We start from the raw sequence: 24392 nt of genomic DNA on the forward strand, positions 1-24392 counted from the left end.
CTTACTTGACCAGCTTGGCGATGGCAGCGCCCAGGTCGCCCGGCGAACGCACGGTGACGACGCCAGCGGCTTCCATGGCGGCGAACTTGCCTTCAGCCGTGCCCTTGCCACCCGAGGCGATCGCACCGGCGTGGCCCATGCGCTTGCCGGCCGGAGCCGACGCACCGGCGATGAAACCGACGACCGGCTTCTTCACGTGGTTCTTGATGTACTCGGCGCCGGCTTCTTCGGCGTCGCCGCCGATTTCGCCAACCATGATGATGCCTTCGGTCTGCGGGTCTTCGTTGAACAGCTTCAGGCAGTCGACGAAGTTCAGGCCGTTGATCGGGTCACCACCGATGCCGATGCAGGTGGACTGGCCCAGGCCGACTTCGGTGGTCTGCTTGACCGCTTCATAGGTCAGGGTGCCCGAACGCGACACGATGCCGATCTTGCCCGGCTGGTGGATGTGGCCCGGCATGATGCCGATCTTGCACTCACCCGGAGTGATGACGCCCGGGCAGTTCGGTCCGATCAGCACGGTGTCCGGATGCGAGCGGGTCAGCACGTTCTTGACGCGCAGCATGTCCAGCACCGGGATGCCTTCGGTGATGCAGACGATGACCTTGATGCCGGCAGCAGCGGCTTCCAGGATCGCGTCAGCCGCGTACGGCGGCGGCACGTAGATGACCGAAGCGTTGGCGCCGGTGCTCTGCACGGCGTCGGCAACGGTGTTGAAGACCGGCAGGTCGATATGGGTGGTACCACCCTTGCCCGGGGTCACGCCGCCGACAACCTGGGTGCCGTACTCGATCATCTGAGTGGCGTGGAAGGTGCCCTGCTGGCCGGTGAAGCCCTGCACGATCACCTTGGTGTTCTTGTTGATCAAAACAGACATTGGAATTCCTTGGTGTCGGTATCAGGCGGCGTTCTTGACAGCTTCAACGATCTTCTTGGCGCCATCGTTGATGTTGTCAGCCGGGATGATGGCCATGCCGCTGTCACGCAGCAGCTGCTTGCCTTCTTCCACGTTGGTGCCTTCCAGGCGCACCACGACCGGAACCTTGACGCCCACTTCCTTCACGGCGGCGATGATGCCTTCGGCAATCATGTCGCAGCGGACGATGCCGCCGAAGATGTTGACGAAGATGCCTTCGACCTTGTCCGAGGACAGGATCAGCTTGAAGGCTTCGATGACGCGCTGCTTGTTGGCACCGCCGCCCACGTCCAGGAAGTTCGCCGGCTCGCCGCCGTTGAGCTTGATGACGTCCATGGTGGCCATGGCCAGGCCGGCGCCGTTCACCATGCAGCCGATGTTGCCGTCCATGGTGACGTAGTTGATGTCCAGCTCCGAAGCGATCACTTCGGTCGGGTCTTCCTGGGTCTTGTCGCGCATGGCGACCAGGGCCTTCTGGCGGAACGCGGCGTTGTCGTCGCTGTCGAACTTGCCGTCCAGCGCGTACAGGTTGCCGTCGTCCAGGATGGCCAGCGGGTTGATTTCAACCAGGGCCAGGTCCTTTTCGTTGAACAGGCGGTACAGGTTCACCATGATGCTGGCGAACTGGCCGGCCTGCTTGGCGGTCAGGCCCAGCTTGAAGCCGAAATCGCGGCCGTGGTAACCCTGCACGCCTTCGACGAAGTCGACGTTCAGCGAGTGGATCAGCTCCGGGGTTTCAGCGGCGACCTGCTCGATCTCCACGCCGCCTTCCGAAGAGGCGATGTAGGTGATGGTCTTGGTGCCACGGTCGACCAGCACCGACAGGTACAGTTCCTTGACGATCTCGCCGGCGGTGGTCACCAGCACCAGGTTGACCGGCAGTTCAACGCCTGCGGTCTGGTAGGTGGCCATCTTGGTGCCGAGCATCTTGGCCGCAGCGGCCTTCACGTCGTCGGTGGTCTTGCAGAACTTGACGCCGCCAGCCTTGCCGCGGCCGCCAGCGTGGATCTGCGCCTTGACCATCCAGGGGCCCTGGCCCAGGGAGTTGGCAGCGGCAACCGCTTCGTCCGGGGTCGCAGCGACCTTGCCGGCCGGGACCGGGATGCCGTACTCGGCAAGCAGTTGTTTTGACTGGTATTCGTGGAAATTCATGCGTCACCGTGGGAATAGGAACGACCGCACGCAATTCCTCAGGGCCCCGGCGGGGCGCCGGCATGGACCGCGGCGGGCCCACTATTGTGGCCGAGCCAGCGCCGGGGCGCAAAGAAGTCTGTACAAAACGCCGGACGCGGGCAGATTTCCACCGCCATTCAGGCAGTTGCGCCAGGGCCGGGGCTGGCCACCGGTGTCCGCACCGGGCCAAATGCGCGATCCGGGTCACTTCGGCGGCGCCCCGCCTGGGGCCCTATACTGCCCTTCGCAAACGCGACGTGCCGGCCCGGCTTCAGGGGGCGCCGGCCAGGCCCGCCGCAGAATCCAGACCCAGGCAGCCAGAAGGGGAGTTCCGGCGTGTCACCCAGTGCTTCATTGATCGACCGCATCGAATCGATTCCGCGGCGTGAACTGTATTTCTTCGCGCTGTACCGGGTGCTGATCGCTACGGTCATTGCCGCCCTGCTCTACAGCCCCTTGTCGGCCATGGTCGGCGAAGCCCATCACCCGCGGCTGGCCGATGTGGTTGCGGTCATCTACCTGGCCCTGTCGCTGCTGGCCCTGGCCCTCGGCCGCAACGAACGCTGGCTGCGCCCGATCGTGGTCAGCGGCGTGCTGGTGGATATCGTGGCCGCCACCCTGCTGTCGCACGCCCTGCCCGGCGCCAGCGCCGGCATCTCGATGTCGCTGCTGTTCAACATCGCCGCCGCCGCCACCCTGCTGCCGCTCAGCCTGGGGCTGGGCCTGGCGCTGGCCGCCAGCCTGGCCACCGGCGTCGAGTACACATGGAAGCTGCTGGAAGGCGGAGACCCCACCCGCACCCTGGCCGAGCTGGCGATGTTCGCCACCAGCTACCTGGCACTGGCCTTCATCAGCTACCAGGTGGGCAACCGCGCCCGCCGCAACCAGCAGCTGGCCAACCAGCGCGGCGACGAAGTGGCCAACCTGTTCCAGATCAACGAACTGATCATCCGCCGCATGCGCACCGGCGTGCTGGTGGTGGACGCCGACAACCGCATCACCCTGGCCAACGAAGCGGCCTCGATGCTGCTGGGCGACAATGAGGGCAACGGCGAAAGCGGACGCCTGGACCTGGCCAGTGCCGCACCGGAACTGGCGCGCCGGCTGCAGCGCTGGCGCAATGGCTGGGCACAGGACGAACTGCCGCTGCAGCTCAATCCCGACCAGCCGGAAGTACAGCCGCGCTTCGCCCGCCTGCTGGCCGGCAGCGACCTTGCGCTGGTGTTCCTGGATGATTCCAGCGTCGTCTCGCGCCGCGCCGAATCGCTCACCCTCTCTGCCATGGGCCGCTTCTCGGCCAGCCTCGCCCACGAGATCCGCAACCCGCTGGCGGCGATCAACTATGCCGTGCAGCTGCTCGAGGAAGGTACCGGCTTCAACGAGAGCGACCGCCGCCTGCTGCAGATCATCCGCCAGCAGTGCCAGCGCACCAACGGCATCGTCGAAAGCGTGCTGGGCCTGGCCCGGCGCGAGCGTGCCACGCCCGAGAACGTGGACCTGGTCGCCTTCGTGCGCCGCTTCGTGCTGGAGTACAAGCAGGGCCAGACCCTGGAAACCGACAGCATCGAACCGATCATCAGCGACACATCGGTGATGGCCCAGGTCGACACCAAGCATCTCTACCAGGTGCTGACCGTGCTGGTGCACAACGCGCTGAAGTACGGCCGCATCGGCCAGCAACCGGCACGGGTGCGGCTGCGCGTGGCCCAGCACGAACGCAGCGCGGTGATCGACGTGATGGACCGTGGCCCGGGCATCCCCGAGAGCGTTGCCGCACAGCTGTTCCGGCCCTTCTTCACCACGTCCGAGCATGGCACCGGACTGGGCCTGTACATCGCGCGCGAGCTGTGCAGGGCCAACCAGGCCCGCCTGGACTACATCGCGGTACCCGCTGGTGGCTCCTGCTTCCGGCTGGTGCTGCCCGGTCCACATACGCTGCTGCCCAGCTGATGCCCATTCTGTGCGTCAAACATTTGTCGCTTCCAGCCCCCTCGTTTATCTTTCACGCCCATGAATGAAACCCGCAGCGCCCTCGTCGTCGACGACGAACGCGACATCCGCGAACTGCTGGTACTGACCCTCGGCCGCATGGGGCTGCGCATCAGTACCGCCGCCAACCTGGCCGAGGCACGTGAGCTGCTGGCCAGCAATCCGTACGACCTGTGCATCACCGACATGCGCCTTCCGGATGGCAACGGTATCGAGCTGGTCAGCGAGATCGCCCAGCACTACCCGCGCACGCCGGTCGCGATGATCACCGCCTTCGGCAGCATGGATCTCGCCGTGGAGGCGCTGAAGGCCGGCGCGTTCGATTTTGTCAGCAAGCCGGTGGACATCTCGGTGCTGCGCGGGCTGGTCAAGCACGCGCTGGAACTCAACAACGCCGAGCGCCCGGCACCGGGCCCCAACGCCGAACAGGGCGGGCGCCTGCTTGGCCACTCACAGGCCATGGATGTGCTGCGCACCACCATCGGCAAGGTCGCGCGCAGCCAGGCGCCGGTCTACATCCTCGGCGAGTCGGGCGTCGGCAAGGAGCTGGTCGCACGCACCATCCATGCCCAGGGCGCGCGCGCGGCCGGCCCGTTCGTGCCGGTCAACTGCGGCGCCATTCCCGGCGAGCTGATGGAGAGCGAATTCTTCGGCCACCGCAAGGGCAGTTTCAGCGGCGCGCACGCCGACAAGCCCGGCCTGTTCCAGGCTGCGCACGGCGGCACCCTGTTCCTGGACGAAGTGGCTGAACTGCCACTGCAGATGCAGGTGAAGCTGCTGCGCGCGATCCAGGAAAAGTCGGTGCGCGCGGTGGGTGCGGCCAACGAGGAGCCGGTGGATGTCCGCATCCTCTCGGCCACCCACAAGGATCTGGCCGAGCTGGTCGAGGACGGGCGCTTCCGCCACGACCTGTACTACCGCATCAACGTGATCGAACTGAAGGTGCCGCCGCTGCGCGAGCGCCGCCAGGACCTGCCCGAACTGGCCGCCGCCGTGCTGGCCCGATTGGCCCGCAGCCACGGCCGCGCCACCCCGCTGCTGGCGCCGTCGGCGCTGGAAGCGCTGGCGCAGTACGCGTTCCCGGGCAATGTGCGCGAGCTGGAGAACATCCTGGAACGTGCACTGGCCCTGGCCGAGGAAGACCGCATCGGCGCCGATGACCTGCGCCTGCCGCAGCACGCGCCGCGTACGCCGGGCAGTGCCGCGCCCGCCGAAGCGGTGGCCGACCTGCAGCCGGGCAGCGCTGCCCTGCCCTCCTACATCGAGCAGCTCGAGCGCAGCGCCATCCAGCGTGCGCTGGAAGAGAACCGCTGGAACAAGACCCGTACCGCCGCGCAGCTGGGCATCACCTTCCGTGCGCTGCGCTACAAGCTGAAGAAGCTGGGGATGGAGTAAGGGCCGGGTCGGATCCCTTTCCAAAGAAAAGGGCTCTGACCCGACGCGGACCCACCAACGTGGTAGTGCCGGCCGCTGGCCGGCAACCTCATGCATCGCGTCATCCACGCATGGCGTGGATCTACTGTGGAGCCGAGCATGGGCTCGGCTCTACGGAAAACCGCGTTGCATCAATCCTTGGTGACGCGGTTGATCTCGGCCAGGCTGGTGATGCCCGCCGCCGCCTTCTTCAATGCCGACTGGCGCAGGTCATTCACCCCGATCTGCTGCGCCGCCTCGGCAATCTGCAGCGCATTGCCACCGGCCAGCACGATGGTGGCGATCTCATCGGTCATCGGCATGACCTGGTAGACGCCGGTCCGCCCCTTGTAGCCCTCGGTGCATTCATCGCAGCCCACGGCCTCGTACAGCTCGATGCCCGCATCCAGCTGCGCCTGGGTGAAGCCTTCGGCCAGCAGCGCATGTTCGGGCAGGCTGGATGGGCGCTTGCAGTTGCCGCACAGGCGGCGCGCCAGGCGCTGGGCGATCACCAGCGTCACCGAGCTGGTGATGTTGTACGGCGCGATACCCATGTTCATCAGTCGCGCGATGGTCTGCGGCGCATCGTTGGTGTGCAGCGTGGACAGCACCATGTGGCCGGTCTGCGCGGCCTTGATGGCGATCTCCGCCGTTTCCAGGTCGCGGATTTCGCCGACCATGATGATGTCCGGATCCTGTCGCAGGAACGAGCGCAGCGCCGCGGCGAAGGTCATGCCGCGCTTGTTGTTCTGCTGCACCTGGTTGACGCCGGGCAGGCGGATTTCCACCGGGTCTTCGGCGGTGGAGATGTTGCGCGTCTCGTCGTTGAGGATGCCCAGCGCGGTATACAGCGACACGGTCTTGCCCGAACCGGTCGGGCCGGTCACCAGCACCATGCCGTAGGGCTTGTGGATGGCATCCAGGAACAGCTTCTGCTGGTCCGGCTCGTAACCCAGCTTGTCGATGCCCAGTTTGGCCGCGCTGCCATCGAGGATACGCAGCACCACCTTCTCGCCGAACAGGGTCGGCAGCGTGCTGACGCGGAAGTCGATCTGCTTGGTCTTGGACAGGTTGAGCTTGATGCGGCCGTCCTGCGGGACGCGCTTCTCGGCAATGTCCAGCTGTGCCATCACCTTCAGGCGGGCGGCGATGCGCTGGTTCAACTTCACCGGTGCGCGCGCGACCATCTTCAGCAGGCCGTCGATGCGCAGGCGAACGCGGTAATCGTCTTCGTAGGGCTCGAAGTGGATGTCCGAGGCGCCCTTGCGGATCGCATCGACCAGCACCTTGTTGACGAACTTCACCACCGGGGTGTCGTCACCCTTGGCGTCGATGCCGGAATCGCCGCCGGTGGCGCCGAGATCCTCGTCGCCGGCCGCCACGTCCAGGTTGCCCATGCCCTCGTCATCGCCGCCCAGGGCGTCGCCGAGGGTGTCATGGCTGGCGTGCCACTGTTCCAGCGTGCGGCGGATCTGGTCCTCGTCGACCAAGATCGGCTCGACCACCAGGTTGGTGTGGAACTTGATCTCGTCCAGCGAGTGGGTCGGGTTGCTGGTGCCGACGAACAGCTTGCCACCGCGCTTGAACAGCGGCAGCACGTTGTGCTTGCGCAGCAGCTCCTCGCTGACCAGGCTCATCGCGTTCTGGCCGGCGTCGAAGGTGGACACGTCGAACAGCGGCATGCCGAACTCGACCGCGTTGGCGGCGGCCAGCTGCGAGGCATTGACCAGCTTGTTCTGCGCGAACCACGTTGGCAGTGGCTGGCGGGCGGCCGCGGCCTTGGCCATGGCATCGCGGGCGGTGGCCTCGTCCAGGGCCCCGTCCTGCACCAGGCGACGGGCCAGGCCGGTGATGCCGACAAGATTGGCGGTGGTGACAGCGTTCATATGAATCCTTGGCTCATGGGGTCATGCCATGCCGTACGCCTTGCACGGACACCGCACGGGGCAGCAGAACCCGCCGCGACCCAAGGGCCACCGGCATCGCCAATCCATGAGCAACACTGCCTGGCCCGGCACTCCCGGCCCGGCAGGCACGATCCTGACTCCCTCGGGGATGATAGCCCCGTCAAGGGGCAGCCAGCATCCCATTGAAGCGCTGAAGTGTGATCAGCAGCCGGTCGGGCGATAGCGCGCTTCGAACGCGCTGCCATCGCAGCTCCAGATGCCCTCGGCGGAGCGGCGCAGGATCAGGTCCTTGCCTTCCAGCGCGCTGTGGCCTTTCAGCGTGCAGCTGATGTGGCCGACACCGGATTCGCTGAGTTCGGCCTCGACGTTGGAGCAGTGGGCGTTCTGGGCGCCGCCGATGAACTCGGGGGTGACCAGGCTGGCCGAGCGGTTTTCATAGACGACCGTTTCAACCAGCATCTTGCCCGGGCTGATGTCTGCCAGCGCGGCCGTCAGCTGGGTACGAATGATGTAAGGCTGGAACGCCACCGTCGCGATAGCCGCCAGAATGGCGATGATGGCCACCACGATCATCAGCTCGATGAGCGTGAAGCCCTTTTGCGTGTTCATGACTCCCCCTGTTTGATCCAGCAATCCCCATTGCTGCGTGCCGACCGGAATTCGTACTCCAGTCAGCACAAGGCCCGCCGAAGCGGGCCTTGTGTCAACTCTGATGACAGCTACAGGAGCAGCAAACTCCCATGCCTGTCAGGTCAAGAGCATTAGGTACCAGTGCAGCCAGCCGGGCGGAACTTCTTGTCAACCGACACGGTGACACAGCTGAAACCACCAGCCTTAGTGATTGCACCCGAGGTTGCGTCCACGGTTGCTTCAGCATAGGTCAGTGCGATGGTGGAGCTGGTGCCGATACGGCCCGGCTCACGGATGGTGCAGGTCATGCCATCAGCATCAACTGCAATCTTAGAGCAGCTACCAGTCTCCTTCGCTTGGAAGCCTGCAGTCGCCTCGGTCGGATCACGGCCCGCGCTCTTTTCCATCTCGAACTGGGTCTTGTGCGAGGCCAGGTCGGCCAGCGCAGCGGTGACCTTCGACTTCGAGGTGTAGTCCTGGTAGGCCGGCAGCGCGATGGCGGCCAGGATGGCGATGATCGCGACGACGATCATCAGTTCGATAAGGGTGAAGCCCTTCTGGTTCTTCATTGGTACATCCCCAAGATAGTGGTGGTTGAGTTCAGTGCACGGGATCGGACCGGGCTGTGCCGGTTGAGCGGGCCCCATGCCCTGCGGGTGGATCAACGCAGGTTGCGTGCCAACCCCGGCACGCCTCCCCCTGGATTTCCCCGCGCCCATGATGGCAGCAATTTCGCGGATGGGAACCCCCCGCTTCAGATTCTGCGATGGACGCGGCAATGTGACGCAGTGCGTCACCTTTGGCCGGCACCCGGCACGAAATCGCACGCTGGGCCGCCTGCCAACTGCCCATCCGGCCTTGAACCCGCTACCATCGATGGCTAGTTACCCGCCTGGGGATGGCGGGTCTTGGGGAGCCAACATGTCTGTCAGTCGCAGTGCGATCAAGAAAGAGCCGGTGGCGCGCGCCACCATGGAACTGCAGCCGTTTGTCTGGGAGGGGACCGACAAGCGGGGCGTGAAGATGAAGGGCGAGCAGCTGGCCAAGAACGCCAACCTGCTGCGCGCCGAGCTGCGCCGCCAGGGCATCAACCCGGGCCAGGTCAAGCCCAAGTCGAAGCCTCTGTTCGGCGCTGCCGGCAGCCCGATCAAGCCGAAGGACATCGCCTTCTTCAGCCGGCAGATGGCCACGATGATGAAATCCGGCGTGCCGATCGTGTCGTCGCTGGACATCATCGCCAGCGGGCACAAGAACCCGCGGATGAAGAAGCTGGTGGACACCATCCGCACCGACATCGAAGGCGGCTCTTCGATGCATGAGGCCATCAGCAAGCACCCGGTGCAGTTCGACGAGCTGTACCGCAACCTGGTGCGGGCCGGCGAAGGCGCCGGCGTGCTGGAAACCGTGCTGGACACGGTGGCCACCTACAAGGAAAACATCGAAGCGCTGAAGGGCAAGATCAAGAAGGCGCTGTTCTACCCGATCATGGTGGTGGTGGTGGCGATGCTGGTCAGCGGCATCATGCTGGTGTTCGTGGTGCCGCAGTTCGAGGACGTGTTCAAGAGCTTCGGTGCCGAGCTGCCCGCCTTCACCCAGATGGTGGTGAACCTCTCGAGATTCATGGTGTCGTGGTGGTGGCTGATGCTGCTGGTCGCGATCGGTTCGGCGGTCGGCCTGGTCATGGCCTACAAGCGCTCGCCGAAGATGCAGCATGCGATGGACCGGTTCGTGCTGAAGGTGCCGGTGATCGGGCAGATCATGCACAACAGCGCCATCGCCCGCTTCTCGCGCACCACCGCGGTGACCTTCAAGGCCGGCGTGCCGCTGGTGGAGGCGCTGGGCATCGTGGCCGGTGCCACCGGCAACACCGTGTATGAAGAGGCGGTGCTGCGCATGCGCGACGACGTCTCGGTGGGTTACCCGGTGAACATGTCGATGAAGCAGACCAACCTGTTCCCGCACATGGTCATCCAGATGACCGGCATCGGCGAAGAGGCCGGCGCGCTGGACGCCATGCTGTTCAAGGTGGCCGAGTACTATGAGCAGGAGGTCAACAATTCGGTGGATGCCCTGAGCAGCCTGCTGGAACCGATGATCATGGTGTTCATTGGTACCATTGTGGGCGGCATGGTGATTGCCATGTACCTTCCCATCTTCAAACTCGGCGCCGTCGTCGGATAACACATACATGGCTTTTCTCGACCAGCATCCTGGCCTCGGCTACCCCGCCGCGGCCGCCTTCGGACTGCTGCTGGGCAGTTTCCTGAACGTCGTCATCCTGCGGCTGCCCAAGCGGCTGGAATGGCAGTGGAAGCGCGATGCGCGCGAAGTCCTGGAGGAACCGGACTTCTATGAACCACCCCCACCGGGGATCGTGGTCGAGCCGTCGCACTGCCCGCACTGCAAGCACAAGCTGAGCTGGTACGAGAACATCCCGCTGTTCAGCTGGATCATCCAGGGCGGCAAGTGCCGCCACTGCAAGGCGCCGATCTCGCTGCAGTACCCGCTGGTGGAGGCGATGACCTCGCTGCTGGTGGTGGCCTGCGTCTGGCAGTTCGGCTTCGGCTGGCAGGGGTTCGGCGCCATCGTGCTGACCTGCTTCCTGATCGCGCTGTCCGGTATCGACCTGCGCACCCAGCTGCTGCCCGACCAGCTCACCCTGCCGCTGATGTGGCTGGGGCTGATAGGCAGCATCGACAACCTCTACATGCCGGCCAAGCCCGCCCTGGTGGGCGCGGCGGTGGGCTACCTGTCGCTGTGGACGGTCTGGTGGCTGTTCAAGCAGCTGACCGGCAAGGAAGGCATGGGCCACGGCGATTTCAAGCTGCTGGCGGCCCTGGGCGCCTGGTGTGGCCTGAAGGGCATCCTGCCGATCATCCTGCTGTCCTCGGTGCTGGGCGCCATCATCGGCTCGATCTGGCTGTACAGCCGGGGCCGTGACCGCGCCACGCCGATTCCGTTCGGCCCTTACCTGGCCATTGCCGGCTGGTTGTACTTCATGTGGGGTGCGCCGCTGGTGGAGCAGTACATGGTGATGAGCGGGCTGCGCTGAGGGGAGGCCCCATGAGCCGCTATGTGGTTGGCCTGACCGGTGGCATCGCCTCGGGCAAGAGTGAAGTGACCCGGCGCTTCGAAGCGCTGGGCATCGTGGTGGCCGATGCCGATCTGGCCGCCCGGGCCGTGGTTGCCGCTGGCAGCCCGGCGCTGGCCCGCATCGCCGGGCGCTTCGGCGCCGGCATGCTGCTGGCCGATGGCAGCCTGGACCGGGCGCGCCTGCGCGCCCACGTGTTTGCCGACCCGGCCGAGCGGACAGCGCTGGAAGCCATCACCCACCCGGCCATCCGCCTGCTGATGCAGCAGCAGTGTGAGCAGGCCACCAGCCCCTATGCGATTGCAGCCATTCCGCTGCTGACCGAAGTGGGTGGGCGTGACGCCTACCCCTGGCTGGACCGGGTGCTGCTGGTGGATGCGCCGGAAGCGGTGCAACACGCCCGCCTGATGCAGCGCGATGGCATCGACGCCGCGCTGGCCGACCGGATGATCGCCGCCCAGGCCAGCCGTGCGCAGCGGTTGGCACTGGCCGATGACGTGGTGGTCAATGATGGGCGGCCGGAGGACCTGCAGGCGCAGGTGGAACGGCTGCATGCGCGGTATCTGGGGTTGGCCGGGGGGTGAGGCCTGGTTGCCGGCCAGCGGCCGGCACTACCGGAGCGCATCCACGCATGGCGTGGATCTACTGATCGGGCATCCGCGCATGGCGTGGATCTACTGATCGGGCGCCCATGCGCGGAGTGGATCTACTGTAGAGCCGAGCCTGTGCTCGGCTCCGGGGAGCCAATGCAGCCGAGCGCGGGCTCGGCTCTACACGAGGCAGGCGCCTACAACGGCTTCGGCGAGAACGTCAGGGTGGCGATCACGCCACGCTCGCCACCGGGGCGCACGCTCACCTGCCAGCCGTACAGGTCGCACAGACGGCTGACGATCGACAGGCCGATGCCGCCGCCCTGCGAATGGCCGGCGTGCGTGCCACGGTAGCCACGCTGGAACAGCTTGGCCGCATCTTCCTCGCTCAGGCCCGGGCCGCTGTCGGTCACCGATACCGAATTGGTGCCCACGAAGACGCGCACTTCGCCATCCTGCGAGTACTTCACCGCGTTGCCGATCAGGTTGCCCAGCGCCACCGACAGCGCCGCCTCGGGTGCATCGATCACCAGGTTGCGCTCGCCTTCCAGCAGCAGCTCCAGCGGCTTGCCGCCCAGCTGCGCGCGGTGCGCATCCAGCAGCTGCTCGGCCACGCGGGCCACGTTGCTGGTGCCCTGCCCGCGCTCGTTGCGCGACAGCAGCAGCAGCGCGCCGATCAGGTCGCTGCACTGCTGCTCGGCACGCTGGATGCGCTGCAGGCGCTGCAGTACCTTCTCGTCCAGGCCGGGCCGGGTCAGCAGCAGCTCGGTGGCACCGCGGATCACCGCCAGCGGCGTGCGCAGTTCATGACTGACGTCTGCATTGAACTCGCGGTCGCGCTGCACGACTTCGGTCAGCCGCGAGGAATAGTCGTCCAGCGCCTGTGCCAGCTGCCCCACCTCGTCATCGGGAAAGCGCGGCGCCAACGGCTCGGGATCACTGGTACCGCCACGGTACGCACGCAGCCGGGCGGCCAGGTCCGACACCGGCTTCATCACCTTCGACGCCGACCACCAGCCCAGCACCAGCGACAGCACGCTGAACACCAGCACCGACAACACCAGCGCGCGGTTGAGCTGCTTGCCACCGCGTACGCTGTCGGTCATGTCATAGGCGAGGAAGAACCAGGCGTCGGGCGTCTTCCGCACGGCCAGCTTGTAGGAATACGGTTCGCCGTGTTCGTCGCCGCTGACGCTGTGGATGCCATCGGAGAAGCCCGCCCACTGCGCGCGCTCTTCACGCACCCGGTCGAACTTGTCCTTGGAATAGGCATACGCACGGATCTGCAGCACCGGCGCGTCCGGGTTGTGGCCCGGGTGTTCGTAGTAGCGCCGCGCGTACTCGTCGATGTTGCGGTTCATCAGCTCTTCCACCAGCTGGTTTTCCACGCGCAGGCGGGCCCAGTTGGTGGCGAACGCGAACAGTGTTGTCAGGCAGAAGCCCAACAACACGAACGAGACGATGATGCGGCTGCGCAGGCGCCGCCGATATGGCGTGCGCCGGCGCTCCCCCTTGGTTGCCACGGAATCAGGCTTCCGGGGTGGCGATGCGGTATCCGATGCCATGGCGGGTCTGGATCAGCGGCACTTCAAACGGCTTGTCGACCACCGCACGCAGGCCATGGATATGCACGCGCAGCGAATCCGAGTCAGGCAGCTCCTCGCCCCACACGCGGGTTTCCAGCTCCTGGCGGGTCACCACCGCCGGCGCCGCTTCCATCAGCGCCTGCAGGATCTTCAGCGCGGTCGGATTGAGCTGCAGCAGCTTGCCCTGGCGGCGCACTTCCAGCGTGTCCAGGTTGTACTCCAGATCGCCGGTTTCCAGCACGCGGGTCTGCACGCCCTTGCCGCGGCGCGACAGGGCGTTCAGACGCACTTCCACTTCCTGCAGCGCGAACGGCTTGATCAGGTAGTCGTCGGCACCGGAATCGAAGCCGGCCAGCTTGTTGTCCAGCGAATCGCGGGCGGTCAGCATCAGCACCGGTGTCTGCTTGCGCGCTTCGTTGCGCAGCTTGCGGCAGACTTCGATGCCGTCCATGCCTGGCAGGTTGAGATCCAGCACGATCGCGTCGAACTCGTGCACCACGGCCAGATGCAGGCCGGTGACCCCGTCAGCCGCGAAGTCCACCGTATGCCCCCGGTCCTCCAGATAGTCGCCCAGGTTGGCCGCAATGTCGCTGTTGTCTTCGATTACCAGGATTCTCACTGTCACCTCTAATTGACTGTACTGCCGGCGCGCATGACCTGCCTCATGTCCTGCTGTGCCCGTTCCTTCTGCCGAGCGCGCTCGGCAACGGTCATGCACTGCGTCGTGGTCCGGTTGGAACCGATGGGCTTTTCACGTTGGCATATTAGACGACTATCTTCACGCGCCTGTGTCAAAACCGTGTTCACGACCTGCTGATCGTTGAAGACCTGGGTTTGCACCGGTTCAGGCATGGAATCGCGCGCCGGGTACTGCTCCACCGCTGCCCGCATGCGCGCCAGGGCGTCGTTGACGCGGGTGCGCTCGTCCTGCTTGAGTTCCGAATAGGTTTCGCCGTCCTTGAGCTCCACCTCGATACGCGCGATCTGCTGCTGCAGCGGCTGACCGGGCACGAACACCTCCTTGCCCCTGGATGCCGATGCGGTACTGACCAGGGCGAGTCCTGACAACAGGACGGCCGACATCAAAGCCTGTTTCATGGCAAACAAATCCTTGTCTGTGGCGAATCCCGACTCTATTCGCACCACCTTCACGCCAGCAAGTGCCAATGGTCGGGGCAGCGGAAGCCCTACCGCGAGCTGGCAGGGTTGAAGTTGTTGAAGGTGCGCTGGTCGTTCAACAGCGCCTTGCCCTTTTCCTCGATCCGGCGGCGCTCGGCCACCGTCAGGCAGCGGCTTTTGGGCATGTTGCTGCCGGTGCTGCGCGTGTGCTGGCAGATCTGCCGACTGTCCTCGTGGGCGCGGGTGAGCAGGGTATTGATCCGCTCCTGGTCGTTGAAGACCTCGCCCTGCACCTGCGGTGGCAGTTCCTGCAGGCTCTGGTGGCTGCCCATCCGCGCGGTGATCCGGGCCAGTGCCTGGCGCACCTCGCTGCGGTCATCAGCGGAAATCTCGCTGTAATCGCCATCATCCAGGGCCTTTTCGACCTGGCGCACCTGCTCGGCCACCGGCGACTGCCGGTCCATCTGCACAACGGATTTCTCCGGCTTGGCCGCAGCAGATCCGGCCAGACCCAGCAACAACGCGATCATCGTGATGCGGTACATCGCCAGCCTCCGATCCATCCAGGAACGATGGGGGCCACTCTACGGCCGTCACGCTGCCTCCACAAGGGACACCGGGCAGGCATAAAAAAGACCCAGGCGGTGCCCCCGCCTGGGTCTGAAGTTGTATCCCGATACCGATCCTGCTGAGAGGCAGAGCTGCGGTTCGCTGAAGCCTACGCGCGGGCCGATTAAAGGCTTGTTAAAGCCGGCCTCATCCGCCCATGAGAATTTCAAGCCATTGAATAGTCAAGGCTTTTTAAGCTTCTCCACGTGCTCGATGATGCGCGTGGCCACATCCACCCCGCAGGCGGCCTCGATCCCTTCCAGCCCCGGCGTGGAGTTGACCTCCAGCACCAGCGGGCCGCGCGCGGAGCGGATCAGGTCCACCCCGCACACCGACAGTCCCAGTGCCTTGGCCGACCGCACCGCCACCTGCTGCTCGGCACGGCTGGCCTTGGCCGCCACCGCCGTACCCCCGGCATGCAGGTTGGAGCGGAAGTCCCCTTCCGGCGCTTGTCGCTGCATCGAGGCCACCACCTGGTCACCGACCACGAAGCAGCGCAGATCGGCCCCCTTGGCTTCGCCGATGAACTCCTGCATCAGGAAATTGGCGTACAACCCGCGCAGGGCCTCGACAATGCCGCGGGAGGCGCTGGCCTTCTCGGTAAGGATCACGCCCCGCCCCTGGGTACCCTCGTTGAGCTTCACCACATGCGGCGGCGGGCCCAGCATGGACAACAGGTCGACGGTGTCGTCGGGGTTGTCGCCGAACACGGTGACCGGCATGTCGATGCCCCTGGCCGCCAGCAGCTGGTGCGCGCGCAGCTTGTCGCGCGAACGCAGGATCGCGTCGGACGGATTCGGGGTGCGTGCGCCCATCAGTTCGAACTGGCGCAGCACGGCCGTGCCATAGCGGGTGATCGAGGCACCGATGCGCGGGATCACCATGTCCACGCCGGTCATCGGCCGGCCCTTGTAGTGCATCGAAAAGCCATCGGCGGCAATGCGCATGTAGCAGCGCAGCGGATCGAGGATGCGTACGGTGTGGCCGCGCGCACGTGCCGCCTCGACCAGCCGGCGGGTGGAATAGAGGGAACTGTTGCGGGACAGGATGGCGAGCTTCATCGCGGCAGGATCGGACGGCAGGCGCGCAGCATAGCGCGGGTGTGTGGCGGGCGGATGATGCCGCGCGGGCAGGCGATTCTGCGTGCCTGGCAGGGCTGTGCGAAGATGCCCTGCCGGCTGCAGGACAGGACACGGCCGGCCCATGCAAACCAAGGAGAACCACAGATGCGAATGGGAATTCCGCTGTTGTTGCTGTTTGGCCTGGTGGGAGGCGCCGCAGATGTGCAGGCTGCGCCGACCCATGCAGTCTCCCGGCTCTACTTCGATGCCAACAACACCCTGATCGGCCAGGGCCTGCGCTACTGCACCGGCAGGACCCAGCACCAGGGCGTTGCCTCTCATGCCAATACCCGCTGGATCGATGTCTCCTACGCGTGCCAGGGCGACTCGACCGACGTTTCCTACGGCAGCTGGGTGCCTGCGCAACTGCGGCAGGATTTCTGCACGCTGTATGACGCCTGCACATCGCTGATGCCATGGCCGGAACCCGGCCTGCCCGGCACCCTCGGCAACGGCTTCTACTCTGACTGACAGCCGCTGGCCGCCGTACCGTCTCCGGCGATGGCAGCGCCGTCGCCGGAGATTCCACCCGCTATGCCCCGGAGACTCCATGCCACTGACGATCCTTCCGCGCTTCTCCGAAGTGGATGTACTCGGCCACGTCACCAACACCGCCCTGCCCGTCTGGTTCGAGGAAGGCCGCCAGGAGATCTTCCGGCATTTCAGCCGTGATTCCAGCATGCGCGACCTGGCGCTGATCCTGCGCCGCTACGAGATCGACTTCCTGCAGCAGATACAGGCGGGGCACGAAGTGCGCATCGAGACCCGCATCGAGAGCATCGGCCGCTCCTCGCTGTCGATCGTGCAGCAGGCGTTCCAGTTCGAGGCCCTGGTGGCCAGCGGGCGCTGCGTGATGGTGCACTTCGACTACACGACCAACGCCTCGCGCGAGATCGATGCGGAGCAGCGCCGGGCGTTGTCGGGGCTGTTCACCGAGGAGTATGCGCAGTCGCTGCGGGAAACGAGCGCGAGGGCAGGCGCAGCCTGAAACGCCCATCACGGGCGCGCAGCGCCAATCCGGTTTCACGCCATTCGACAGGCAGCTCCAGGGCGGTGTGGGGCGTGGGGTATCGATGGACGGCATCGAACTCCCAGCGTTCCTCATAGGCTTCGCATTGGAGTATGCCGTCATCGTCAACGTCGATCACATTGATCCAGGCCACGCTCCGGGCCTTGCCGAAGCCGCCCATCGCATGACGGGCAAAGGCCTGCCAGCGCCCCTGCCAGCAGGCAAGCCACAGGCCCTCGATGGGTCGCAGGTTTTCATCAAGCACACTGCCGGCCACCACCAGGCAGCGTCCCGACGGACTCGCGATCACCGTCTCCAGATCACAGACGTGGCGACCACTGGCGGCCTCGTCAAGGTAAAGGGAATACGGGCAGATGCACGCGAACAGGGCCGGATGCGCGGTCACGCGCAGATCATCGGGAAGCAGCGGGACCGCGCGCAGGACCCGGGCATCAGGCAGGACGTGCCTCAGCTCCCGCGGCACTCCGGCGGCCAGCGCCGGATGTCCCGGCTCCAGCCACAGACCTCGGCAGGCATGCAGCTGGGTCACGCTGCCGGACTGGCGGCGCAGCCACGACTCCGCCCCGGCGTCCCCATCGCACTGCCGGCGCTCGCTCAGCTGCTGCCGGAACAGGCCGGGAGCAGCCGCAAGCACGTGCACCGCCTTGCGACGCTCGTCGTAGACGAACACCGCTTCGTGTCGATCCACATACCCGCTGGCCAGGCGCAGCGCGCCTCCCGGCAGGTCCTGCCATTCACCGCTGGCATCACGGCTGCCGCCGGTGGATACGCCTTCGACGATGGCGCCATCGCGCAGCATCTGCGTGCTGTACGCCGGCCCGCCCATGCCCAGCTCGCCCCAATCCAACAGCACATCATGTGCGGGCGGCCGCTCGGCAAAGGGCTTCATCGATCGCGAGCGCAGGCGTGAACCGCCCACGGCATCGCCGACCAGATCGATTCGCTGCAGCACGCCCCCCACCGCAAGGCACACGCCAAGGCCGACCACCACGCCCAAAGGTGACCACCAGGCCACGCAGACGGCGACCAGGGCCAGGAACGGCAACCACTGGGTGTAGCGCCGGACGGCGCTTCGATCAACCGACATGCGGATGAGAGGCGCGCAGCTGCGAGCCGTCCACGTTTGCATGGCCGCTCTGATCGATTGCGGCCGATGCGGGTTCAGGCATCCTGCATTCCGGGAACTGCGCCGAATCGATTCTCTTCCTCGCTCCCGGGAAGCAGCATGACCGGAAACAGGACGAACACCCCCAGCGGAATGAACGCGATCACGGTGTACCAGCCTGACTCGTCGATATCGTGCAATCGCCGCACGGTCAGGGCCAGCATCGGAGGCAGGAAGACGATGACCGCGCAGACGGTCATGACCCATCCCAGCTTCCACAGGATCTCGGACGTTTCCCAATCGAACGACAGGTAGCCGACCAGCCAGTAACCGCGATCCATCACGCTGTAGCTCACCGCTATCACGAACCCGGCAAGCAGCGAATACGACCAGAACTCCCTCCGGTCGGATCGTCCGGAAAAATCAAAGCATCGCCTGATGGGCACAAGTGCAGCGATCATTCACGCTCCGGGCAACGGATGATGGGCGTCAACAGCTAACGATCTTTTAGCATTCCGAAGCCAAGCATCAACTGAACCCTGAAGCCTGTCCAAGCCCGGGAGGCCACAGCAGCTGCAGCGGCAGCAGGGGAATTCCTGTCCTGCAGGCTCCGCGCCAGGGTGTATTCGGACACGGCCGATCCGGCCAAGGGATATCTGCGAAGCGAACGCCCAGCCCAGGCATTCACCGGCCATCTCGACCGGGATCCATGCGCGGAGAAGCAGGGATTTGGATATCGCGGAGCGTCTGCCTGATGCAGACCGCTGGAAACATGGAGCGGGTGATGGGAATTGGACATTCAGGCTTTGCCAGCGGAACGGATCGGCGGGCGGCGAAATCGTTTCGTCGGCGAGGATGCGTCTCCCCAGGAACCAATGCCCCTTGGATCGTTCAGGCAAGAATGTCCGTACATCCAAACGTCATTTAACAAGTTGAATGGGCTTGGCTAAAAAGGAGCACCACTCAACATAGGGATAGGATGTCAAGGATGTCTCAGAACGCCCAACTGGTTTTCGGGTTGATTGCGATCGTCTTACTCCTGGTCTCCCCGCGTGCGGAAGCAGGTCTGGTCTGTGGACAAGGCACTGTAATGGGGAAGCGCCAACAGGTTTGCTATTCGGATGGCTGGGATGATCCGGGCGGCGGACCGGTCGGGAGCGGCCCCAGGGGCGCTGGGCCGGTGGGTGGCGGGAACAATGGAGCAGACCAGTATTGCCCGATTCTATTGCGGTCGAAGCCAAGCGGCTGTGCCTCGGAGGGCGCCATCCAAGGGGCTGACTATGCCTCTGACAAGTTCATGATCGGCTCCGGGCTCGCGACGGCGCTGTCGAACCTGTCAAACTCGAACATCACATCTCAGTCCCGGGGAGCGATCCAAGCCTCGCTTGGACAGCACACCGTTGATCTCTCCGACATCAGAAGGCCGTTGAACGAGGTGAACAGGACACTGATCGATGGACTGGTGCAGGCATGCGAGCTTCAACGCCAGCACGACGCGGCAAACCCGCCGTTCTCGCCTCACCCAGGCGGAGTGTCGCCTGGACTCAGGGCCTGCCTCGCAACGGTTGCGAGAGTCAACGGTGAGGCAGACTCAAACTTCGGAAGCTTCTTCCAGACCTGGCTCCACAGCAAAGGAATTGTCCTGTCTGACCTCGGAATACCGCAGACCATCGTCAACTGGTTTGCTCCCGAGAATTCGCTGAATGTGAAGTTCGAAAAGGCAAGTGAGCAGAAGCAATGCAATCTTTGGTTCAAAGAGGTCCGCGAAAATGGCTGCTAAGGCGCGATTGATGATGTCAGGTGCCCTCCTCTTGGCCGCTACCGCAATGCTCTCGGGTTGCGGCAGGAGTGATGAGGCCAGGGACATCCATTCCACCCAGGATCAGGCCACCGACACCAGCAGTGGTGCCAGGGAGCCCGGCGCTGTTGTGATTTCGGCTGCAGATTCGAACTCACTGGGCGGCTTGCCTGCAACCGCTCTGCAGCAGTACTACGCTTGCAAGGCGGATTCGGGCTCTTGCAGCAAGGATCCGCTGGTGGCCGCTAGCCCTGAGGAAGCACAGTGGCTCCTCGCTCGTGGCTACCCGACTCCGGATCAGATCGCAAATTCGAACTCCTACAGCGCGGACACACTGAAGCTTGCCGCCGAAAAATCTGGTGCGTTGGTTGACAAGAGCTTGTATGGCCATGCCTTGTTACGCGAGGGGCGCTACAGGGAAGCGGTAGGCTCCATGGTTGACAGCTTCATTCAAGGCGGAAACATCTACGGCCTGTATCTTGCGTCGAACGCATACATGCACTCCGGGGAACTGCTGAACCCTCCTCTCGCGCTGGCATACCTGCGGCTTGCCTATCTTGCTGGTGATTCAAAGGCCGGCATAGCGCTTGAAATGGAGGCACCTCAGCTTTCTGCGCCGGAGCGCGCCAGCATCGACAGAAGGGCTGCGGAGCTGAGAAATCAGCTGTCGCCTGCCGGGAGCTGGCCGCGACCGTAGACGTGCAGCTGCACTGAAGAGATGAGTGTGGGCCAAGCGCTGCCAGGCTTGGCTCACACTGCGACATCAGGATCCAGGCCTGGGCTTAGGACGGTTCCCATCGGACAGCCCTTATCCGCCGCCCTTCCAGCGACAACTGAGTTTGATCTTCAGAACGGCATCGCCAGCAAGTGCTACTAGCCTCCCAGCTTCCCGGTCACTGAATAGAGGGGCTCCAACAGCCATTCGTAGAGCTTGCGACGCTCCCCCATGATATCGGCTTCGAGCTGCATGCCTGGACGGAGCGGCTCCATCGTTCCATATGCCAGAACCCCTTGCTGATCCAGGGAAACAAGGACTCGATACAGGGACTGCTTTGCATCACCGTCCTTCTGGGATCCCGCCAACGCGCTGCGAGAGATACGGATGACCGTTCCCTCGTGGGCTCCAAACTTCTGGTAAGGATAGGCTTGGTAGCGCAGGAGAACCCGGTCGCCTGATTTGACGAAACCGACGGCCGAACTGGGCACCAGCAACTGTGCTCGAAGCTCGGAGCCTTGGGGAAGCAGGCTGAGAATGGGCTGCCCCGGCTGCACTGCCTGGCCGGCCTCAACGAGTCGATTTGCCACCAATCCAGTTACCGGCGCACGAAGGAGCAGCTCTCCGTCGGCCTCCATTCGAACGGTCTCCTGACTCAGCGCAGCCAGATCACGTTCAGAAGCTGCCTTGGCGGAGCGCCGTTGATGGGGAATTTCTGCCAGCCTCTGCTCCAGTTCGGCCAGGTTCCGCCGGATCGAGGTCGCTTGGCGTTGCAGAGCTTGTTGCGCGTTGACCGTCTCGAGCATCGACTGCTCTTGCTGGTTGATCTGAACCAGGCTGACGTAGCGCTCATCCTCGACACTCCGGTATCGGGCAAGCGTCTCACGACCAATTCTCACCTGCTCGCCGCGGGTTCTGATCTCTGCCTCGATCTGCGAAAGCTCGCGCAGCATCGCAGAGCGCTGTGCCTTCGCACCCTCCTGCTGTGCTGCGAGCTGCCTGTCCTGGAATTCGCTCATCGCCTCCACGCTGGTCATGCGGGAGCGCTGTGCCTCAAGCACCGTTGATACGGCATCCTGTCCGGAGGAGGTGACCCGAGGCACATTGATCGTTAGCAGCCCATCCTGGCGCTGGACGTGATCCCCTTCCTCAACATCCAGTCTCGCAACCACGCCTGCCGACGGAGCGACCACGGTGGAAAGCCCGAGATCGGGCACAAGCTCGCCCATAACCCTTGATCTGCGCGAGTACTCGCCCAGGCAAAGAAAGCCGCTGACGGCTGAGGCAGCGATGGCGGCGAACGCCGCCAGAAGCCAGAAACGGAGCGGTTGCGCCAGGGATACGCCACCGAGCCAGCTCCGGCGCTGGGCATCGATGGCTTCCTTGCGGAAGAAGCCACTCATGCAGGGACCTCTTCGACGCCGTCCCGATCCGCTTTCACGGAGCTTGACACGTCCTGCATCAACACCTGTGCCACTGCTCCCGCATGCATGACCAGCACCCGGTCAGCGCTGGCGATGGTTTCTGGACGATGGGCGATGATCACCCGGGTCAGCTCAAGCTGTCGGACGGCTTCATTCACCAGCCTCTCCCGCTCAACATCCAGATGGCTGGTTGCCTCGTCCAGGAAGAGCAACTGCGGCTTGCGATACAGTGCGCGAGCGAGGATCACCCGCTGCTTCTGCCCTCCGGAAAGCGTCGTACCCATGTCGCCGATCAAGCTGTTGTAGCCCATCGGCATCGCTGCGATGTCATCATGCACAGCCGCCACCTGTGCGACCTCACGCACTCTGGCTTCATCATGATGATCGTCCTCGAAGGCAATGTTGTCGCTGACACTTCCGGCGAAGAGCTGGTCATCCTGCATCACCGCTCCGATCATGCGACGGTAGTCACCCACGCCGATCCTTGACAACGGTACGCCACCAATGCGGATCTGGCCCTCGGTCGGATGTAGCAGACCCAGAAGTATCTTGATCAGCGTGGACTTCCCACAGCCTGAAGGGCCAATGATGGCTACCGACTCCCCGGCGTCCACCACAAAGCTGCAGTCCTTCAGCACCCAGGGCTCACCGGGGGCGTAGCGGAAACCGAGCCCCTCAACCTCAATGCGAAGTCCATCCGGAAGCATGTTGCCCGCGCTGAAAGAGTGGTCCTCCGGCTCGGTGAGAACAATGTCGGAGAGCCGCTCGCCATGCAGGCGCAGCATGCGAAACTCCACCCACTTGTCGATCAACGCTCCCACCCGCTGTGAGAACTGATCCTTGTAGGCGAGGTAGGCAATCAGCATGCCCACGGAGAACACATTACTCATCGCCAGCAGCGCGCCGAGCCAGATCACCGCGATACGTTCCATGCCAAACAGCAACTGATTGGCACCACCGAAGTTCAGCCCGAACTTTGCCAACCAGACGTCATGGTTGACCGTCTCGTTCATGAGATTGAAGTAACTGGCTTGTCGAGCCGTTTCCCGACCAGCCACCTTCACCGACTGAACTCCGCGAATGGACTCGAGGAGATGGCTCTCCTGCCGAGCCGCGGCAATCAACTGCTTCTCCGTGCCTCGCCGGAGGGGCGCAAAGGCACAGGCACGCGCGATTGCATACAGAGCAACCGCAAGCAGCGTGACCAGCGCAAGCTTCCAGCTGTAGAGCAGCATCATTCCCAGCGTCACCGCCGCCATGAGTCCATCAATGAGCGCCTCTACGAAGCTGGTCGTCAACGTTTTCTGGATGGCTTGAACGCTTCCCATCCGTGAAGTGACATCGCCCAGATGGCGCTTCTCGAAGAAGTCCAGGGGCAAACGCTGCAGGTGTTGAAAGACGTTGCCGGTCCATTGCAGGTTGAGCCTGCTTGACAGATAGATGACCGCTCGGCCTCGGATCTGCCCGATACAGACCTGCAGCAGCAGTGCCAGCGCGAATCCAATGCCCAGCACGGTCAGCAGGTCTCTGTCGTAGGCGACGAGCACTTGATCGACGGTCCATTGCATGAAGAACGGCGCTATCAGGACGAATAACTGAAGAGCAATGGACAAGAACAGCAGCAGCCCCAAAGCCTGCCACAAGCCCTGGATCTTCCCGGTCAGCTGTGCAAGCGAGATGGCTGGCGGACGCGGGCTGACCCGGAACCCGGTGGTTGGATGCAACTCCAGTGCAATTCCGGTGAAATGACGCGAGACCTCCTCCAGAGAGAGCTTGCGCTTGCCAAAGGCTGGATCCAGAACAGTGACGCCACTGCGACCCACTTTACTGATTACGACGAAATGGTTGAGATCCCAATGCGCGATGCACGGCAACTGAAGTTGGCTCAGATGCTCCAGGTCCAAGCGCAGGGGGCGGCAACGAAAACCGAGCGCCCCACCAATTTCGATGATCTGAGCAAGCGTTGCCCCTTTGAGTGAAAGGGCGTAACGGCGGCGGAGTTCTCGGAGTCCGATGTTGTTCCCATGATATGACGCAACCATGGCCAAGCAGGCAAGCCCGCATTCGGCGGCCTCCGACTGGATTATCGTATCAATAGCCTTACCTCTCCATGCGGCAGTACCGTTGCGAGCCCTTGGCAGGCGCCCCTTGGGATGCCCCCAAGCAAGCGATTCGT

General features: G+C 64.2%; 23 protein-coding genes. 9 read left to right on the forward strand and 14 right to left on the reverse strand.

Annotated elements, in window-relative coordinates:
• Position 1 precedes the first annotated feature (1 nt).
• Both sucD and sucC read right to left on the reverse strand, forming a co-directional pair.
• The gene (gene sucD / locus D7T59_RS13420) at positions 2-877 is read right to left on the reverse strand and encodes a succinate--CoA ligase subunit alpha (protein ID WP_005410793.1); all 876 of its coding nucleotides are present in this window, start codon (positions 875-877) and stop codon (positions 2-4) included.
• Positions 878-898: 21 nt separating this feature from the next.
• Positions 899-2068 carry an ADP-forming succinate--CoA ligase subunit beta gene (sucC, locus tag D7T59_RS13425; RefSeq protein ID WP_004154430.1) on the reverse strand — a complete coding sequence of 390 codons (1170 nt, stop codon included), beginning with the start codon at positions 2066-2068 and terminating at the stop codon, positions 899-901.
• A 357-nt stretch (positions 2069-2425) separates the two neighbouring features.
• Between sucC and D7T59_RS13430 the strand changes: the two genes are divergently transcribed.
• Positions 2426-4039 (forward strand): sensor histidine kinase, encoded by a 1614-nt coding sequence (locus D7T59_RS13430; RefSeq protein WP_164136200.1) that lies wholly within the window; start codon positions 2426-2428, stop codon positions 4037-4039.
• 60 nt (positions 4040-4099) lie between these two features.
• Positions 4100-5473, forward strand: a complete 1374-nt coding sequence (locus D7T59_RS13435; RefSeq protein WP_164136201.1) for a sigma-54-dependent transcriptional regulator — start codon at positions 4100-4102, stop codon at positions 5471-5473.
• Positions 5474-5643: 170 nt separating this feature from the next.
• On the opposite strand, the gene pilB is transcribed toward D7T59_RS13435, so the two are convergent.
• The 3 genes from pilB to D7T59_RS13450 form a co-directional block, all read right to left on the reverse strand.
• A complete protein-coding gene (pilB, locus tag D7T59_RS13440; RefSeq protein ID WP_180853217.1) occupies positions 5644-7377 on the reverse strand; it encodes a type IV-A pilus assembly ATPase PilB in 1734 nt (577 codons plus the stop codon).
• Between the two features lie 222 nt (positions 7378-7599).
• Complete coding sequence (locus tag D7T59_RS13445) at positions 7600-8007, reverse strand: pilin (protein ID WP_180853228.1); 408 nt, start codon at positions 8005-8007, stop codon at positions 7600-7602.
• Positions 8008-8159: 152 nt separating this feature from the next.
• Complete coding sequence (locus tag D7T59_RS13450) at positions 8160-8597, reverse strand: pilin (RefSeq protein ID WP_180853218.1); 438 nt, start codon at positions 8595-8597, stop codon at positions 8160-8162.
• A 352-nt stretch (positions 8598-8949) separates the two neighbouring features.
• On the opposite strand from D7T59_RS13450, the gene D7T59_RS13455 reads away from it, so the two are divergent.
• Genes D7T59_RS13455 through coaE form a run of 3 tightly spaced genes read left to right on the forward strand, consistent with a single transcriptional unit; the run spans position 8950 to position 11703 of the window.
• Complete coding sequence (locus D7T59_RS13455; protein WP_180853219.1) at positions 8950-10209, forward strand: type II secretion system F family protein; 1260 nt, start codon at positions 8950-8952, stop codon at positions 10207-10209.
• 7 nt (positions 10210-10216) lie between these two features.
• On the forward strand, positions 10217-11080 hold the full coding sequence (locus tag D7T59_RS13460) for a prepilin peptidase (protein WP_049429911.1): 864 nt from the start codon (positions 10217-10219) through the stop codon (positions 11078-11080).
• An 11-nt stretch (positions 11081-11091) separates the two neighbouring features.
• A complete protein-coding gene (coaE, locus tag D7T59_RS13465) occupies positions 11092-11703 on the forward strand; it encodes a dephospho-CoA kinase (protein ID WP_180863245.1) in 612 nt (203 codons plus the stop codon).
• A gap of 203 nt (positions 11704-11906) precedes the next feature.
• On the opposite strand, the gene D7T59_RS13470 is transcribed toward coaE, so the two are convergent.
• From D7T59_RS13470 to rimK, 5 genes are all read right to left on the reverse strand, one after another.
• A complete protein-coding gene (locus tag D7T59_RS13470; RefSeq protein WP_111110857.1) occupies positions 11907-13274 on the reverse strand; it encodes a sensor histidine kinase in 1368 nt (455 codons plus the stop codon).
• The gene (locus D7T59_RS13475) at positions 13237-13914 is read right to left on the reverse strand and encodes a response regulator transcription factor (protein WP_005410804.1); all 678 of its coding nucleotides are present in this window, start codon (positions 13912-13914) and stop codon (positions 13237-13239) included. Before D7T59_RS13475 ends, D7T59_RS13470 begins: the two co-directional genes overlap by 38 nt.
• 8 nt (positions 13915-13922) lie before the next feature.
• Complete coding sequence (locus tag D7T59_RS13480) at positions 13923-14393, reverse strand: hypothetical protein (RefSeq protein WP_099553743.1); 471 nt, start codon at positions 14391-14393, stop codon at positions 13923-13925.
• 89 nt (positions 14394-14482) lie between these two features.
• Positions 14483-14959: a hypothetical protein gene (locus tag D7T59_RS13485; RefSeq protein WP_164136206.1), complete on the reverse strand. Its 477-nt coding sequence runs from the start codon at positions 14957-14959 to the stop codon at positions 14483-14485.
• A 246-nt stretch (positions 14960-15205) separates the two neighbouring features.
• Complete coding sequence (gene rimK, locus D7T59_RS13490) at positions 15206-16084, reverse strand: 30S ribosomal protein S6--L-glutamate ligase (RefSeq protein WP_164136207.1); 879 nt, start codon at positions 16082-16084, stop codon at positions 15206-15208.
• Between the two features lie 165 nt (positions 16085-16249).
• Between rimK and D7T59_RS13495 the strand changes: the two genes are divergently transcribed.
• Both D7T59_RS13495 and D7T59_RS13500 read left to right on the forward strand, forming a co-directional pair.
• Positions 16250-16615, forward strand: a complete 366-nt coding sequence (locus D7T59_RS13495) for a hypothetical protein (protein ID WP_239506832.1) — start codon at positions 16250-16252, stop codon at positions 16613-16615.
• A gap of 79 nt (positions 16616-16694) precedes the next feature.
• A complete protein-coding gene (locus tag D7T59_RS13500) occupies positions 16695-17132 on the forward strand; it encodes an acyl-CoA thioesterase (protein WP_180853220.1) in 438 nt (145 codons plus the stop codon).
• On the opposite strand, the gene D7T59_RS13505 is transcribed toward D7T59_RS13500, so the two are convergent.
• Both D7T59_RS13505 and D7T59_RS13510 read right to left on the reverse strand, forming a co-directional pair.
• Positions 17074-18261: a hypothetical protein gene (locus tag D7T59_RS13505; protein WP_180853221.1), complete on the reverse strand. Its 1188-nt coding sequence runs from the start codon at positions 18259-18261 to the stop codon at positions 17074-17076. The genes D7T59_RS13500 and D7T59_RS13505 overlap by 59 nt on opposite strands.
• 74 nt (positions 18262-18335) lie before the next feature.
• Positions 18336-18740, reverse strand: coding sequence for a DUF805 domain-containing protein (locus tag D7T59_RS13510; protein ID WP_164136210.1), 405 nt, complete (start codon positions 18738-18740; stop codon positions 18336-18338).
• A 527-nt stretch (positions 18741-19267) separates the two neighbouring features.
• Here D7T59_RS13510 and D7T59_RS13515 point away from each other — a divergent pair.
• Positions 19268-20059, forward strand: coding sequence for a hypothetical protein (locus tag D7T59_RS13515; protein WP_180853222.1), 792 nt, complete (start codon positions 19268-19270; stop codon positions 20057-20059).
• Entirely contained in the window at positions 20049-20774 is a 726-nt protein-coding gene (locus D7T59_RS13520) for a hypothetical protein (RefSeq protein WP_180853223.1), read from the forward strand. The genes D7T59_RS13515 and D7T59_RS13520 overlap by 11 nt, the downstream gene beginning before the upstream one ends.
• A gap of 176 nt (positions 20775-20950) precedes the next feature.
• Here the strand turns inward: D7T59_RS13520 and D7T59_RS13525 are convergent, their stop codons facing one another.
• Together D7T59_RS13525 and D7T59_RS13530 are read right to left on the reverse strand one after the other, a co-directional pair.
• Positions 20951-22195 carry an HlyD family secretion protein gene (locus D7T59_RS13525; RefSeq protein ID WP_180853224.1) on the reverse strand — a complete coding sequence of 415 codons (1245 nt, stop codon included), beginning with the start codon at positions 22193-22195 and terminating at the stop codon, positions 20951-20953.
• Positions 22192-24258 (reverse strand): peptidase domain-containing ABC transporter, encoded by a 2067-nt coding sequence (locus tag D7T59_RS13530; protein ID WP_407070870.1) that lies wholly within the window; start codon positions 24256-24258, stop codon positions 22192-22194. The genes D7T59_RS13525 and D7T59_RS13530 overlap by 4 nt, the downstream gene beginning before the upstream one ends.
• Positions 24259-24392: the final 134 nt, after the last annotated feature.

This window comes from Stenotrophomonas maltophilia, assembly GCF_013464915.1.
Lineage (GTDB): Bacteria > Pseudomonadota > Gammaproteobacteria > Xanthomonadales > Xanthomonadaceae > Stenotrophomonas > Stenotrophomonas maltophilia_AT.

Excerpts from the sequence above, each read along its gene's own strand:
- D7T59_RS13470 (WP_111110857.1), bottom strand. The coding sequence starts at position 13,274 with ATGGCATCGGATACCGCATCGCCACCCCGGAAGCCTGATTCCGTGGCA.
- D7T59_RS13525 (WP_180853224.1), bottom strand. The coding sequence starts at position 22,195 with ATGAGTGGCTTCTTCCGCAAGGAAGCCATCGATGCCCAGCGCCGGAGC.
- D7T59_RS13500 (WP_180853220.1), top strand. The coding sequence starts at position 16,695 with ATGCCACTGACGATCCTTCCGCGCTTCTCCGAAGTGGATGTACTCGGC.
- D7T59_RS13530 (WP_407070870.1), bottom strand. The coding sequence starts at position 24,258 with ATGGTTGCGTCATATCATGGGAACAACATCGGACTCCGAGAACTCCGC.
- D7T59_RS13435 (WP_164136201.1), top strand. The coding sequence starts at position 4,100 with ATGAATGAAACCCGCAGCGCCCTCGTCGTCGACGACGAACGCGACATC.
- sucC (WP_004154430.1), bottom strand. The coding sequence starts at position 2,068 with ATGAATTTCCACGAATACCAGTCAAAACAACTGCTTGCCGAGTACGGC.
- D7T59_RS13510 (WP_164136210.1), bottom strand. The coding sequence starts at position 18,740 with ATGATCGCTGCACTTGTGCCCATCAGGCGATGCTTTGATTTTTCCGGA.
- D7T59_RS13495 (WP_239506832.1), top strand. The coding sequence starts at position 16,250 with ATGCGAATGGGAATTCCGCTGTTGTTGCTGTTTGGCCTGGTGGGAGGC.
- D7T59_RS13480 (WP_099553743.1), bottom strand. The coding sequence starts at position 14,393 with ATGAAACAGGCTTTGATGTCGGCCGTCCTGTTGTCAGGACTCGCCCTG.
- coaE (WP_180863245.1), top strand. The coding sequence starts at position 11,092 with ATGAGCCGCTATGTGGTTGGCCTGACCGGTGGCATCGCCTCGGGCAAG.
- D7T59_RS13505 (WP_180853221.1), bottom strand. The coding sequence starts at position 18,261 with ATGTCGGTTGATCGAAGCGCCGTCCGGCGCTACACCCAGTGGTTGCCG.
- pilB (WP_180853217.1), bottom strand. The coding sequence starts at position 7,377 with ATGAACGCTGTCACCACCGCCAATCTTGTCGGCATCACCGGCCTGGCC.
- D7T59_RS13485 (WP_164136206.1), bottom strand. The coding sequence starts at position 14,959 with ATGTACCGCATCACGATGATCGCGTTGTTGCTGGGTCTGGCCGGATCT.
- sucD (WP_005410793.1), bottom strand. The coding sequence starts at position 877 with ATGTCTGTTTTGATCAACAAGAACACCAAGGTGATCGTGCAGGGCTTC.
- D7T59_RS13455 (WP_180853219.1), top strand. The coding sequence starts at position 8,950 with ATGTCTGTCAGTCGCAGTGCGATCAAGAAAGAGCCGGTGGCGCGCGCC.
- D7T59_RS13520 (WP_180853223.1), top strand. The coding sequence starts at position 20,049 with ATGGCTGCTAAGGCGCGATTGATGATGTCAGGTGCCCTCCTCTTGGCC.
- D7T59_RS13515 (WP_180853222.1), top strand. The coding sequence starts at position 19,268 with ATGTCTCAGAACGCCCAACTGGTTTTCGGGTTGATTGCGATCGTCTTA.
- D7T59_RS13460 (WP_049429911.1), top strand. The coding sequence starts at position 10,217 with ATGGCTTTTCTCGACCAGCATCCTGGCCTCGGCTACCCCGCCGCGGCC.
- D7T59_RS13450 (WP_180853218.1), bottom strand. The coding sequence starts at position 8,597 with ATGAAGAACCAGAAGGGCTTCACCCTTATCGAACTGATGATCGTCGTC.
- rimK (WP_164136207.1), bottom strand. The coding sequence starts at position 16,084 with ATGAAGCTCGCCATCCTGTCCCGCAACAGTTCCCTCTATTCCACCCGC.
- D7T59_RS13445 (WP_180853228.1), bottom strand. The coding sequence starts at position 8,007 with ATGAACACGCAAAAGGGCTTCACGCTCATCGAGCTGATGATCGTGGTG.